The 12,696-nt window shown below is 57.1% G+C and carries 13 protein-coding genes; 5 read left to right on the top strand and 8 right to left on the bottom strand.

Annotated elements, in window-relative coordinates; translation table 11 throughout:
- Nucleotides 1-42: 42 nt before the first annotated feature.
- Together AB8B29_RS35270 and AB8B29_RS35265 are read right to left on the bottom strand one after the other, a co-directional pair.
- Nucleotides 43-534: a dihydrofolate reductase gene (locus AB8B29_RS35270; RefSeq protein WP_439007170.1), complete on the bottom strand. Its 492-nt coding sequence runs from the start codon at nt 532-534 to the stop codon at nt 43-45.
- A gap of 128 nt (nt 535-662) precedes the next feature.
- On the bottom strand, nt 663-1,154 hold the full coding sequence (locus AB8B29_RS35265) for an HIT family protein (protein ID WP_439007169.1): 492 nt from the start codon (nt 1,152-1,154) through the stop codon (nt 663-665).
- 339 nt (nt 1,155-1,493) lie between these two features.
- Here AB8B29_RS35265 and AB8B29_RS35260 point away from each other — a divergent pair, with 339 nt between their 5' ends.
- Nucleotides 1,494-1,982: a GNAT family N-acetyltransferase gene (locus AB8B29_RS35260; protein WP_439007168.1), complete on the top strand. Its 489-nt coding sequence runs from the start codon at nt 1,494-1,496 to the stop codon at nt 1,980-1,982.
- Between the two features lie 62 nt (nt 1,983-2,044).
- Here AB8B29_RS35260 and AB8B29_RS35255 read toward each other — a convergent pair whose 3' ends face one another.
- Both AB8B29_RS35255 and AB8B29_RS35250 read right to left on the bottom strand, forming a co-directional pair.
- Nucleotides 2,045-2,974 (bottom strand): GNAT family N-acetyltransferase, encoded by a 930-nt coding sequence (locus AB8B29_RS35255; RefSeq protein ID WP_439007167.1) that lies wholly within the window; start codon nt 2,972-2,974, stop codon nt 2,045-2,047.
- Between the two features lie 34 nt (nt 2,975-3,008).
- Nucleotides 3,009-3,680: an HAD family hydrolase gene (locus AB8B29_RS35250; RefSeq protein ID WP_439007166.1), complete on the bottom strand. Its 672-nt coding sequence runs from the start codon at nt 3,678-3,680 to the stop codon at nt 3,009-3,011.
- A 170-nt stretch (nt 3,681-3,850) separates the two neighbouring features.
- On the opposite strand from AB8B29_RS35250, the gene AB8B29_RS35245 reads away from it, so the two are divergent.
- Entirely contained in the window at nt 3,851-4,069 is a 219-nt protein-coding gene (locus AB8B29_RS35245; RefSeq protein WP_439007165.1) for an AAA family ATPase, read from the top strand.
- A gap of 328 nt (nt 4,070-4,397) precedes the next feature.
- Here the strand turns inward: AB8B29_RS35245 and AB8B29_RS35240 are convergent, their stop codons facing one another.
- On the bottom strand, nt 4,398-4,811 hold the full coding sequence (locus AB8B29_RS35240; protein ID WP_439007163.1) for an HIT family protein: 414 nt from the start codon (nt 4,809-4,811) through the stop codon (nt 4,398-4,400).
- A 404-nt stretch (nt 4,812-5,215) separates the two neighbouring features.
- Here AB8B29_RS35240 and AB8B29_RS35235 point away from each other — a divergent pair, with 404 nt between their 5' ends.
- Nucleotides 5,216-6,148 carry a ribose-phosphate pyrophosphokinase gene (locus AB8B29_RS35235; protein WP_439007162.1) on the top strand — a complete coding sequence of 311 codons (933 nt, stop codon included), beginning with the start codon at nt 5,216-5,218 and terminating at the stop codon, nt 6,146-6,148.
- 342 nt (nt 6,149-6,490) lie between these two features.
- Here AB8B29_RS35235 and AB8B29_RS35230 read toward each other — a convergent pair whose 3' ends face one another.
- Together AB8B29_RS35230 and traA are read right to left on the bottom strand one after the other, a co-directional pair.
- Entirely contained in the window at nt 6,491-6,691 is a 201-nt protein-coding gene (locus tag AB8B29_RS35230) for a hypothetical protein (RefSeq protein WP_439007161.1), read from the bottom strand.
- Nucleotides 6,692-6,865: 174 nt separating this feature from the next.
- The gene (gene traA, locus AB8B29_RS35225) at nt 6,866-10,090 is read right to left on the bottom strand and encodes a Ti-type conjugative transfer relaxase TraA (protein ID WP_439007160.1); all 3,225 of its coding nucleotides are present in this window, start codon (nt 10,088-10,090) and stop codon (nt 6,866-6,868) included.
- 281 nt (nt 10,091-10,371) lie between these two features.
- On the opposite strand from traA, the gene AB8B29_RS35220 reads away from it, so the two are divergent.
- Together AB8B29_RS35220 and AB8B29_RS35215 are read left to right on the top strand one after the other, a co-directional pair.
- Entirely contained in the window at nt 10,372-10,665 is a 294-nt protein-coding gene (locus AB8B29_RS35220; RefSeq protein WP_112441216.1) for a mobilization protein, read from the top strand.
- Nucleotides 10,662-12,236 (top strand): type IV secretory system conjugative DNA transfer family protein, encoded by a 1,575-nt coding sequence (locus AB8B29_RS35215; protein ID WP_439007159.1) that lies wholly within the window; start codon nt 10,662-10,664, stop codon nt 12,234-12,236. Before AB8B29_RS35220 ends, AB8B29_RS35215 begins: the two co-directional genes overlap by 4 nt.
- 84 nt (nt 12,237-12,320) lie before the next feature.
- Here AB8B29_RS35215 and AB8B29_RS35210 read toward each other — a convergent pair whose 3' ends face one another.
- The gene (locus tag AB8B29_RS35210) at nt 12,321-12,593 is read right to left on the bottom strand and encodes a hypothetical protein (RefSeq protein WP_439007320.1); all 273 of its coding nucleotides are present in this window, start codon (nt 12,591-12,593) and stop codon (nt 12,321-12,323) included.
- Between the last annotated feature and the right edge of the window lie 103 nt (nt 12,594-12,696).

Here is a 12,696-nt window from a genome sequence, read left to right as displayed (position 1 = left end):
TGCTACCCGCTGCGCTGGAGCGGCACCCTCTCATAGCGGATTCTAAAATGCAGCGCTGCGTTCATAAATTAGCCGGGTGTAAGGTATCGAGCCCTCCACCCGCTCGGATGCCGAAATCGCGAACTTGTCGCCAGGCACCACCGGGAAAAAGCGGTCGCCGCCGAACGTGGCGTCCAACACCGTAAGATGAATTCGATTGGCCAGAGGGAGGAAGAGTTCATAAATCTCCTGACCACCACCGACGAAAATCTCTGAACCCGGCAATTCCGATGCCAGTGAAAGAGCCTCGTTAGTCGACGTAGCCGAGTGCACGGCGGAAGTCTGGGGAGCAATCGAGCGAGACAGTACGATGCAATGCCGACCGGAAAGTGGACGAGGTAGCGATAGGTAGGTCATACGTCCCATGATCACTGCATTCCCCATCGTCAGTGCCCTGAAAACCTTCTGTTCACCTGGAATGCGCCACGGAATATCGTTGCCTCTGCCGATGGCACGGCTGGCGTCCATGGCCGCTATCAGGACAATCGGTTTCAAGGCTGTTCCCTTCTAAGTCGGCGGACAGTCTCTAGGATATCGTGGCAAATGCCCTTGAATTGTGTTCTTCTCACCATTGGAATTCCAGCGTTTATGCAATTTATCTTGAGCCTTTGCGGTCAAGCCCTTTACCAGATCATCTTGCGCAAAAGCTGGATGACATCTGAAACACTCGGCCCCTTTATGGGAGGTGGATCTGGCCGCTCGCAGAATTCGCGCCACACGAACAAGGTCATTTCGGCACCGTCCGTAGCCGTTTCCCCAGGCCCGTCCGCGAATGTTTCGAGGAGCCGATAACGCGCATCATTCCAGAATAATTCCTCGACCCAATGGTATATTGGGATCACATGAAAGTGGATCGGATATCCGGGAGTATGCCCATACCGCTCGATGTACACCCGCTCGCAAGCCAGACCTGATCTCAACGCATTCTGAGCTTTGGCAAGCAACGGTCCGAGTTCAGCTAGAGCCTCACTGGAAAGCTCGCTTAGGTCATTGGTGAATTTCTTAGAGCTGATCATGAGATAGCCAGGCAAAGCCGAATTGATACGATGGTTCACCAACCATCCGTCAGTTTCGGCGATATGGAAGCATTCCGGGATATCGTGAATTTTGTTCATGCCAAACGCTAGCAACTTTTGCATTGGAGGCAATGGCCGCAGCTCGCGTATTCCCGCCACCACTTCAATCGCCTCTCGGCGCTAAACGCTCAATCGAATGCTGATAGAAAGGGAAAGCCTGAGATTGCCGATGAAGCGGCGTTCTCCCGCATAAGATAGCCGCAATGCCTGTCGCATACGATTTCTGTGATCATCACCCACATCTACAGCCGATCCCACATAACATGATAAAGGTCTTATCAATGGCGCAAGCAGTCTGGCCTCATGAGCCGAAGGCGGCCTTCGCTCAGTGAAACTTCCGATTCTTCAGCTTGAGAACAGCGATGTGAGGATAACCTATTGTCCATAGGAATAGCGGATTCAGAGAAGATGCAGTTCTCAGTTGCCCTCGCTGGAACCCGGGACATCGCATCATGGATGGCGTTGGCTGAACAGGTTACTCCCTTGTTTGGTCCGATGCCTGATTTTGGAGCCGTCCTGGAACGAAAGATATTGCGGAAGCAGGCTTTCTGCGCTCGACGCACAGCAGGCACAGCAATTGCGGGCGGGATGTTGATTGGCGGAGCCGGAACCGAGTTCTGGATACGTTGGTTAGCTGTTTCCTCTGAACATTGGCGGCACGGCATCGGCAGAACTCTTGTGAAAACCGCGATTACCAAGGCCCTTGCCAATTCCGTCATCTATGTCGATACCTTTGCTGAAGGTAGCGCCGGAGCTGAGGCAGCGGCAGGGCTTTATAGGAGCTGCTGCTTCAAGCCGACCGAAATTTGGACAAGGGATGGCGTAACCCGTCAGCGATATGCGCGAAAACCCGCTGAGCTGCTGTAGTTCCGTGGTCCTTTATCGTACGTACGTCAAGGCTTTGGACATCTGTAAGCCCGAAGCAGCTGCTAAGCTGTCGCGATACGTTCCATCAAATCGAATTGTGGCAAGCCGTATCGACGCACCTCCCGCCAAACAACAAAACCAAGCTTCTGATATATTGACCGCGCCTTTTCGTTGACACTGGAAACATTGAGACCAGCCGGGCGCTCCTCGTCAATCCCGATAGCCTGCAGCGCCTGATAAGCGAGCGCGATGCCAAGACCTTGACCTTGATGCTTTGGATCAATTGCGATCTGTTCAAGCCAGGTCAGTTTCGGTTCGCGTTCGATCCGGCAGTAGCCCAGAATACGCGACGTGTCCTTGACGATCCAAAGCTCTTGGTTATCCTCCGAAAGAACGTGCTTCATTTCGGTTACGCTATAGGTCCGAAACGCCACATCCGACGCGAAGGCGGCATTGTGGAGACGGGCGACATCGTCCGCCACATGGGGCGGGTGGTCGCTGCGTTCGATAACCAGTCCATCCGGCAAGGCGAGAGCTAGGTGCTTCAGTGCCGAACAGCCCATGGTGATCTCGGACTCGATATGCGAAAAACCGAGTCCCTCCAGAAATGCGATGCCATCACCCCGGTCGCTGGCCGCCAATGTCTGGAACAAGATGGCGTCGCCAACGGCATTAAGCGCCAACAGCTCTCTCAAAAGAGCTGTGGCAATTCCCTGTCTCCGCATCGAAGGGTCAACCACCAGCTTGAAGAAACGAACGCTATGACTGCCTTGATCTCGTAACGAGGACTCTGCCAACCCGACAAGCTGATCGTCTTGTACAGCAACCCGGAAATCTTGCCCGCCCCGGTTATGGGGACGCTGCATGAAGCTCGCCCATTGGGCGGATGTGATCGGCCCGATATTCGCATCTCGCGCGGATGCCGCCTCGTACAGACGAACAACTGCCTCGGTGTCGTCAGCTCGAAGAGCACGTATCAGAAAACTCGCCATCCAGTAAGGGTGCTCCAATCATCACATTGTCATTCTAGTGCCGAATGAGAGCCGGAAGATCGCGAAGAGAGTGGCAAACATAGGTCGGCTTAGGAAGGTCTGCGGGCCACATATTGATGTCCCCGAAATACACGGCCCTCATTCCAGCATTCAGAGCCCCCATCACATCGGCTGTTGGATTATCTCCAACGAACACGCATTCCGCAGGAACTACGCCCAGCTTTTCAGCAGCCATCTCGAAAATCTGATGGTCAGGTTTCCGAATGCCCACTTCGCCAGATATGAGGGCAAACTCAATTAGGTCCGCGAGACCCGTCAGATCGATCTTCTTCCTTTGAACGATCCCTTCCCCATTGCTGATGATCGCACAAGGCAATCCGATTTCCCGAAGACCTTGAAGAACCTCGCATGCCTCTTCCATGGGACGCACCATCTCGGGATATCGCAAACGAAAATGGTCCAGGAGCGGACTGGACACCTCAGAAGGTAAGCCGAAGGACGCCACAAGAGGCGGATAGAGATCGGATTTTTTGACGAGACCTTCTTCTTCCAGTTTGAAGTAGCGTGCGGCATACTGCTCCTCAGAAATGGCGTCACCGAACCTGCGAGCGACCAGCTCCCTGTACTGGACCTTCAAGAATTCGGCGGCCGATGACCGCCGGTCCACCAGCGTTTCGTCGAGGTCGAACAGGACGGCCTTAATCATTTCGGTCCCCTGGAATATGCATGCACTCGCTTCACATAGCCTCTGCTCATGACAGCTCCGTCAGCCAATGCTGTAAATCCGCGACAAACCTGTTGTGATCAGTCTTTATTTTTGAAGGCTCTGACTGCAGAGTTGGATTTGTAAACGCCGAAATGGAGTTGCACAGTTAAATGCAGCGATTGATTGTGACCGGTCCGAATGGAGCCGGTAAAAGCTATCTCGCCGCGCAATTGGCGACAGCAAGAGAAGTGCCAGTCATCTCCTTTGACGCCATGAAGCTAACCACGAACTGGAAGCAGCGGTCCAGAGATGAAATCAACGCAGAGCTGCGTCGTATCGTCCAGACGGATCGATGGGTTTTAGAAGGTGGTCCCAGCCTCCTCCCCTAAGCGATCCAGCGTGCTGATGGCGTTGTATGGTTAGATCCCGCCATATGGCTAAGGGCCTGGCGTTTGGGGTTGAGACCATTGCGCCATCTGGGAAAAACTCGGCCTGAATTGCCCGAAGGCAACGTCGATTGGCCTTTGGAACAATACAAGTTCGCAATTCGCAGCCTCCGAAATCATACCAAGTTCCGACGTTCGATTTCTGCGCAGCTTTCCAACGCTCAGGGCGTTCGGGTTTGGCATGTTCGAAATACTCGTGACATCGGCCCGGTAATTGACGAATGGCGCTATGCCGCTCCTTAGAATGAAACCGGCATCGCGTCGTTGCGTGTCAGGAGCCCTCCAGTATTTTGAATAGTTTGCTCAAGTCAGTTTCAATTGGGGGAAGCACGGGCCATGCATTCAGACCGTCCTCCGCGAAGCGCGGAAGAAAATGAAAATGTAGGTGGTCAATGGACTGCTCCGCCGACTTTCCGTTTGCATTCAGTAGATTGAACCCTGTTGCCCCGAGTCGCTCGCCGTACAGCATGAACATGAACTGTACCGACCCGAAAAAGTCCTGACCTAGTTCCGGCGGGCAATCCCGGAGGTCACGGTAATGCGCCTTGCTGGCGATTAAGGTATGGCCATAGACATCAGGCTTGATGGGGAAAAAGCAGATAAAATTCGGGGATTCGTGCACGACGTAAGCCGGAGACTGCTTTCCGGAAATTCGACAAAAGATGCAATCGTTATGCAGCCTCAAAGTTGGCTCCTTTGGTCGAGCAAATCCCTGACAGGCGCATCCCTCCAGACCTGCACCTCAATGTATCACTCGAATTCGCGCGGGTGATAATCAGCATAAGCAGCGTCCTCGGCATTGTCCGGCGGAATGCCATTCTACGGAAACATCGTCCACGTTTCCCATTGCTGTATCAATTGGAGGATTATGGAATTTAGGATCTCTGGCTTTTCCCTAGGCTGCCGCAAAAGTCAGTCTCGAAGCGCCGTCTTCTGCGGCAGATGAATCCTGGCACCTCCACGATTTTCTTGCCCCATTCGCAAGTAATGCGAGTTGCTCCGTTGCAAGTCCAGTGGCAAGGCTCTAAAGGTGCCCGCGAAACTGGAAGGTTTTTCCTCTCGTAGGCTCCTTGAAACAGGATCGCGCTAATGAAGCTGGTGACCGGTAACTCCAACCGCGCCCTCTCACGAGCCATTGCAAGCTACCTAGAACTTCCCCTCGCAGACTGTACGGTCAAGCGCTTCGCCGACCAGGAAATCTACGTTGAAATCCATGAGAATGTGCGTGGTGAGGACGTGTTCATTCTCCAGTCAACGAGTTCACCCGCCGACGGCAATCTGATGGAGTTGCTGATCCTGACAGATGCGCTGCGCCGCTCATCGGCCCGCCGGATCACTGCCGTGATCCCTTATTTCGGCTATGCCCGGCAAGATCGCCGCGTCATCGGCCGCACTCCGATCTCAGCCAAGCTCGTAGCCAATCTGATTACCGGCGCGGGTGTTCACCGCGTCATGACGGTCGATCTCCATACCGACCAGATTCAGGGCTTTTTCGATATTCCGACCGATAATCTCTATTCAGCGCCAGTAATTACCCGCGATATTGAAGAGCACTACGACACCAAGAACTTGATGATCATCTCGCCCGACGTGGGCGGCGTGGCCCGGGCTCGCGCCATTGCCAAACGCATTGGTGCCGATCTTGCCATCGTCGATAAACGGCGACCCCGCGCAGGAGTGTCGGAAGTGATGAACATCATTGGCGATGTATCTGGGAAAAGTTGTCTTCTGATCGACGATATCGTGGATAGCGGTGGCACGCTGATCAATGCAGCCGAAGCCCTGCTGGAAGCCGGTGCAAAGGAGGTTTCCGCTTATATCACCCATGGTGTACTGTCCGACGGTGCCTGCGGACGCATTGGAGCCAGCAATCTCAAGGAACTGGTGGTGACTGATTCTATTGAAGAAACCGACGCTCACCGTCAGACCGCCAATATCCGACGCGTCACTATCGCGCCGCTGATCGGCGAAGCCCTCGTCCGCACCTCCAAGGAGCAAAGCGTCTCAAGCCTTTTCTACTGATCCGGCTCATGGAGCAATACTAACCGCAAGCCAGATCACAATCGTTGTCCTGATTTCCGTGACATCGCAGAATAGGCTGTTTCGCGACAACCGGACTGGTCGCTCTTGGCGCGTTCCAGCCGATGGCCCAAGCCCCTGTATGCTCATTGCGGGTATGCAGCCGTCCATCAACAATCCGAAAGACAAACTGGCTGTGTTTAGCATACGCATGAGAATGGGGCCCAAACCGATACCGATGCCCCCACGCGGAGGGCAGCCAAACCTGGGAGACGCCTGGCGATCCGTTTTCACCACCCAGACACGCGGGGAAATGGTTCCTGCGACACTAGTGAACAGGAGCAATCACGGGAGCGGCCGCTTGCGTCGCGCCAGCACGATCACCACAATGCCGACAATGGCGACCAGAGCTCCCCGATAAATCCAGGGCGCCTGATCGATCATGAAGCTCTCGGCCGGATATGGAAAATACCCGCTCCCCTGACCCATCCAGACGAGACCGATCAGAACGAGCAGTCCTCCTAAACCATATGCAAGCTTCACCATAGCGATCTCCTTGTTCCAGACTGGCGAGCAGAAAAAGCAGCGACAATTTCAATGAATGCGACGGTTGGGGATTCCGCCAGCAACAGCAGACCCCCTCCTCGCCTGCAAAAGGGTCGGGACAGCCGAAGCCAAGTGGCCTGGTGCCTTAACCCGGGACGCTCACTTGCCAGCTATCTACATCCCCAATCCCAGCCCTTTGTTAAGGGTGCGCTTTAACTCGTATTGACGTGATAGCTCGGCCCTCCGGGCTCGATCGGCTATACGAGCGACAGCCTCGATACGATCGAGCTTGTCGGTGACCTCTGGCCCGAGCCGCAGGCTCTCTTTCTTCAACGCGCGCGGATCGGAACTGCCGAACCGTTGCTCAAGCGCCTGGACGATCGTCTTCGCCTCATCGAGAGCCTGCTTTCCTTCCGGCGTGCCCGATAGCTGTTCGAGGAATTTAGACTTCTCTGCCTGAGGCAATCCATCGAGCTGCTTGAGGAGGGCTTCGCTGATTGGGGTAAGCCCAGGAATCTCGACGACATCGCGCTTTTCGCGGCTCCAGACCTCGGATTGGCGTTCAGCCTCCAGCCGCCGTTCCCAGACCTGACCTGCCGATGCTACATGATTGCCGAGCGCTCTGGCATAGTGACGTGCAGCGTTACGCTCCTTGTTGTCACCAAGAAGCCCGGACTTGCCATGCAGTTCCCCGAACCGCTGGGGCCGCTCGGCGACCGATTTCGCCAACACCTGAGCGTCCATGCCCTTATCGACGATGGCCAGGCTAAACCGCGCGGCAACACCGTCCGGATCCACATAGACACTTCGACCAACGGAGCGCACCGCGTCCATGGCACGCTCGAAGTCAGGACGCGCTTTCTCGCGAGCTACGTCCTCAACACTGCGGGAATGGTTCGTCAGCGCCGGCACAAGCGGTTCGACCGTCTCGACTGGCCTGTCGATCCGCTGTTCATCCCGATCATGCAAGGGGCTGACAGCAATCTCGCTGCGAACGCCAAACTCTTCGGCAAGGCCCCGCCGCTCGGCAAAGGCACCGATATAATCGAGCGTCGTTTCCTTCGCGCCAGATCGGCTCAAGCTGGCGCTGAGCACCTTCATATCCTTGAGGTCATCGCGTCCGGCATAAAGCTGGACACTGTCGCGATGGCGCGTCATCGCCACGTAGGTCAAATGCCGATCCATGGTGGCCGACGCCATCACAAAAGCTCGATCGACGGTCGCTCCCTGCGACTTATGAATCGTCGTCGCATAACCATGGTCAAAGGCTTGGTAACTATTGACCGGTATGGAAATGACACGGGCACCGTTCCGCCCGTCGCCAGAGCCGTCGAGACGTAGTTGTAGTGCGTCCGCCTCGACGGCCTGCACCGTTCCAAGCATGCCGTTCTTCACACCGAGATCGCGGTTGTTCTCCAACAATACGATCCGATCGCCTGGCGCGAATGAACGTTTGCCGTCATTGGTCTGATAGACAAATTCGCGGCCAAGCTCGCCCTGGGCATCCTCTCCTCGCGCCAACCGGCCTCGCTCCTGAAGCGACACGCGGATATCCGCATTGATCGCTCGAACATCGACGCGGCGATGCGCCAGTGCGATCCGCGATCCCGGACGCTGTTCCAGATCGGAGAGATAATCGCGGACCAGTTCTGCTCGTGCCGCCTCTCGCGTTTCGCCAAAGTTCACGGCACAGCGATCGGCATAGGCAGCAAGCCCCTCACCCGTTCGATGTGTCGCAAACGCAATCGACGCCTCCCGCTGCCAGCCCTCGCTCTGCCTGCGGATTTCCGAAAGCTCGACCGCCCCCACACGCTCGGCAATCGCCCGGAACGGAGATCCCGCTCCGATCGCTTGCAGCTGCTCATGATCGCCAACAAGGACCAGCTTGGCACCCCGTGCTTCGGCCTCGCTGACGAAGCGTGCGAGCTGCCGGCTTCCGATCATTCCGGCTTCGTCGATAACGAGAACATCGCCCTTGCCAAGCTGCCCCCTTCCCGACTGCCAGCCATATTCCCAGGACGCCAAAGTGCGCGATGCAATACCGGAGGATTCCTCCAACCCCTCTGCCGCCTTGCCGGCAAGGGCCGCACCATGAACATGGTAGCCCTGCCTCTCCCAGGCATCGCATGCAGCCGCCAGCATGGTGGACTTGCCAGCACCGGCAAAGCCGATCACCACCGCAATCTGTCCAAGGCCGGTAATATGCTGAACTGCAGCGCGTTGCTCCTGGCTCAAACCGGAACGCTCTATCGCCCGCTCGCGATCGGCCAGCAGCATCTCTCCGCGCTCAACCTTCCCGGAGAGCGAGGCAATGGTCCTCGCCCTGATGGCATCGTCCTGCCGACCCAATGCCTGATCGACATGATGTCGGTTGACACCATGGCTGAAGGAGCCTTCCATCCGCTCAGCACTCACGACCATGGCCTGCTCGATCTCCAACATCTCCCGCGTCGAATATCGCGCCAACTCGCCATTCTGCTCCGGCCGCAACTCGACCAATGCCGACGACGCCATGACGGAAGCAAAGGCATTCTGGAAACCTTTGATATCGTCGATATAGCGATGCAGCGCCCGCGCCACATCGTGTCGATCGAACACACTCTTCTCAGCCGTAATGATCGCCAGAACCTGCTCGGGCTTCTCACGGATCAGTTCGGCATTGCGCCGGGCCGCCTTCTCATCGAGCCGCACCCGTGACACCTCCAAACCACGCCGATCCATCTGCGATGCATAGACGCCCATATGCTCGGTCGGTTCGATCTCAAGCCCACGTTCCTGATGCGATCGATGATCGATCCGCACATCAAGTCCGGCCCGCACCAGATGACGATTGGCGTGGCTCTCCCAGGCCTGACGGATATCCCGAAGCTGCATGTGTGACGTCGGCTGATCATGGTTCAGCAGCCACTTGTTCTCCCGCTCGATCATCGTCTTTTCGCCAAGCCCATCCGGCCCGACTGTCCGCGTCGTCATCAGTACGTGGGCGTGGAAGTTGCGGATATCACTCTCGCCCTGCGGCTGATGAATGGCAAAGTCCACCGCCGCACCATAGCGGTTTGCAAGCTCGCGGGCAAAGTCTCGCGTCAACGAAAGCCGCTCACCCGAACTCAGCTCATGGGGAAGTGCTAGTTCGAACTCCCGCGCCACCCGCGCATCGCTGCGTTTCTCCGCGTGCTCGACCGCATTCCATAGCGCTGAGCGATCAAGAGCCCAGTCCGCCTGCGCACCATCAGGCAAAACGATCTCGCTATGCTCTACACCGCGCTTGCGGGTAAAATCATGCGTAAGCCCATCACGCTCATTGGTCAGCTTTACCGCAGCACGATAGGCAGCCGATGCCACGGCGCTGCGACCGCCGCTGCGGGCTATCGGCTTCATGCTGAAGTGATAGATTGCCAAATGAGAGATTTCCGAATTGAAACGGCCAATCGATGATAACAAGCATTGAGTTGCGCAGCAACTCGTAAGTGCGCCCTTAGAATTCTGTTCGCTTCGCTCACGCCACTCCGGGATCAGGCAAGACGCACCATCCCCCATATATTCAGGCCCCCATATATTCAGGGTTGTTGCAGACGCAACGCCGTGTAGTCTCGTGAGCCGGAAAGCAACGCGTCGATGCAGCGGCAATTCCCGTTCTTCCTCAAAGCAGTGTGACAGACACCCGACATGAAGGAATAGCAATGGCACGTAAAACCCTGGAACAACGCATCGCCGAACTGGAGGTTCGCAAGAAGACGCTGCAGGCGCGTCTTGGCAAACGGGAGCGCGCGGAAGACACGCGGCGCAAGGTGCTGCTCGGCGCGCTCGTGCTCCATCGGCTGGAGAATTCCAACGATGCCGACTTCACCCGACGACTGGGTGATTGGTTGCGCAGGGAGCTGCCCGGTTTCCTCACTCGCGATGGTGACAAAGCCCTGTTCGACGACATCCTCAAGCCGGCCTCCCCGCCGGAGACAATTGGCAACGAGAAATGACGTTTACCCGGCTGCTGAAACGGAGCGTCAAGGCACCGGTCATGGCCGTCGCAGGTGCGATCATCGGCATTCTTTTTGCCGGACTGATCGTGCTTGCCAACGGTCTCATCCATCTGGTTGCCGGGATTGATCATGGGGCGGCGAGCCAGCTCCTCGTTGCCGTCGTCAAGTATCTGCCGCTCCTATTCGGCGTCGGAGGTTTCTTTTCGGCCTTCATGACCGATGCTCTGATCCCTGCCGTGTTCGGCTCTGCCCGCTGGGCCACGACGAAAGAGTTGCAGACGCTCTCAGCTACCAATAACGGCCTGCTGATCGGCCGGGATCCGGTGACGAACAAGCTGCTGCGCTATGACGGACCTGCGCATCTGCTGACCATGGCACCGACACGAACCGGCAAGGGCGTCGGCACCATCATTCCCAATTTACTGACCGCCGAGCGTTCGGTGATCTGCATCGATCCGAAGGGTGAGAATACCAAGGTCACCGGTCGCGCTCGAGCCCAATTCGGGCCCGTCCATATCCTCGATCCATTCGGCGCGACGGCACAACGATCCGCCGCCTTCAACCCTCTCGATACGCTCGATCCGAATGGCCTCGACGTCGCCGAAGACGCAAGCATGCTTGCCGACGCCCTCGTCTTCGATGAACCCGGCATGGCGGGGGAAGCGCATTGGAACGAGGAGGCCAAAGCGCTCATTGCCGGGCTGATCCTCGCGATCGCCGTTGCGGAATCTCCGGAGCGCCGACACCTGGGAACACTACGCGAATATCTGACGTTTCCGCCAGAACGGTTCGCCACGCTGCTCGCCGTCATGCAGGAGATGGAAGAGGCGAGCGGTCTGATTGCCCGCGCCGCCAATCGCCATCTCGGCAAGTCCGATCGGGAGGCGGCCGGCGTGCTCTCGGCTGCCCAACGTCACACCCATTTCCTCGACAGTCCGCGCATGATGGTCGCGCTCGGCCGATCGGATTTCCGCTTCGCTGATCTCAAGCGCGACAACGCGACGGTGTTCCTGGTCTTACCGCCGGATCGCCTTTCCACCTATTCGCGATGGCTGCGGTTGCTGGTCACCCAAAGCCTCACCGATATGGCGCGTGATCCAGCCTCCCCTGCCCGGCCCGTGCTCTACCTGCTCGACGAATTTGCGGCTCTCGGCCATCTCGCTCCTGTCGAACGCGCCATGGGTTTGATGGCTGGCTATGGCGTTCAGCTCTGGCCGATCCTCCAGGACATCCATCAGCTGCGCGCCACCTATGGCAAACGGGCTGGCACCTTCCTGTCCAACGCCGCTGTCCTCCAGGTGTTCGGGGTCAACGATATCGAAACCGCCGAGCTTATCGCCCGGTCGATTGGCAAAACGGACGCTCAATACATCACCCGGTCGTGGAGCGAGGGAAAGAAGTCCACATCGGAACACATCTCCGCGCGTGATCTCATCAACGCTGATGAGATCATGCGCCTACCCGACGACGGGATGATTGTGCTGAGACAGGGGCAGCGCCCAGCGTGGACCAGGAAGTTGCGGTACTATGCCGATGCGGAATTTGAGGGGACGTTCGATCCGGCGTGAGCGGTCTCCGGCAGGTCGAAAACCCATCACGGGCAGATTCGTAAGACCTCCTACAAGCCACCGTCGTGATCGAAGTCACCGGTCCTAAGCTTCGCGTTGAGCAGCAACCGATCTTATGGGGAACATGTCTTCCCCATAATGGTGAAGGCGCGTGTGGTGGCGTCGGCAGAGCCAACGAACTTGCAATGGGTGTTCGTACCGGTCGTGATGGGCGTCGACTGCTTCGATGCCGCAGACCTCGCAGGTTTGCTTTTCCAGTTCGCCTGTCTTCAGCGCTCGCTGCACCGCCAAATGGGCGTCGTATTTTGCAGGGTTTGCTCGGCGCCAGTCCGCCTGTCGCGTCTCGCTCTCGATAATGATGTTGGCCCGGTCATGTTGTTTCGTGCATACATTCTTGAAGGCAATGTCCGCGGCGGTTTATGCAGGACCCCGAAGCACTTGCGCTCGACAATCTCCAATC

This window comes from Rhizobium sp. 11_C7_N12_5, from assembly GCF_051811145.1.
GTDB lineage: Bacteria > Pseudomonadota > Alphaproteobacteria > Rhizobiales > Rhizobiaceae > Rhizobium > Rhizobium lusitanum.
This window is presented reverse-complemented; position numbering and strand designations above follow the sequence as displayed.

Excerpts from the sequence above, each read along its gene's own strand:
- AB8B29_RS35265 (WP_439007169.1), bottom strand. The coding sequence starts at position 1,154 with ATGAACAAAATTCACGATATCCCGGAATGCTTCCATATCGCCGAAACT.
- AB8B29_RS35255 (WP_439007167.1), bottom strand. The coding sequence starts at position 2,974 with ATGGCGAGTTTTCTGATACGTGCTCTTCGAGCTGACGACACCGAGGCA.
- AB8B29_RS35250 (WP_439007166.1), bottom strand. The coding sequence starts at position 3,680 with ATGATTAAGGCCGTCCTGTTCGACCTCGACGAAACGCTGGTGGACCGG.
- AB8B29_RS35245 (WP_439007165.1), top strand. The coding sequence starts at position 3,851 with ATGCAGCGATTGATTGTGACCGGTCCGAATGGAGCCGGTAAAAGCTAT.
- AB8B29_RS35235 (WP_439007162.1), top strand. The coding sequence starts at position 5,216 with ATGAAGCTGGTGACCGGTAACTCCAACCGCGCCCTCTCACGAGCCATT.
- AB8B29_RS35230 (WP_439007161.1), bottom strand. The coding sequence starts at position 6,691 with ATGGTGAAGCTTGCATATGGTTTAGGAGGACTGCTCGTTCTGATCGGT.
- AB8B29_RS35220 (WP_112441216.1), top strand. The coding sequence starts at position 10,372 with ATGGCACGTAAAACCCTGGAACAACGCATCGCCGAACTGGAGGTTCGC.
- AB8B29_RS35215 (WP_439007159.1), top strand. The coding sequence starts at position 10,662 with ATGACGTTTACCCGGCTGCTGAAACGGAGCGTCAAGGCACCGGTCATG.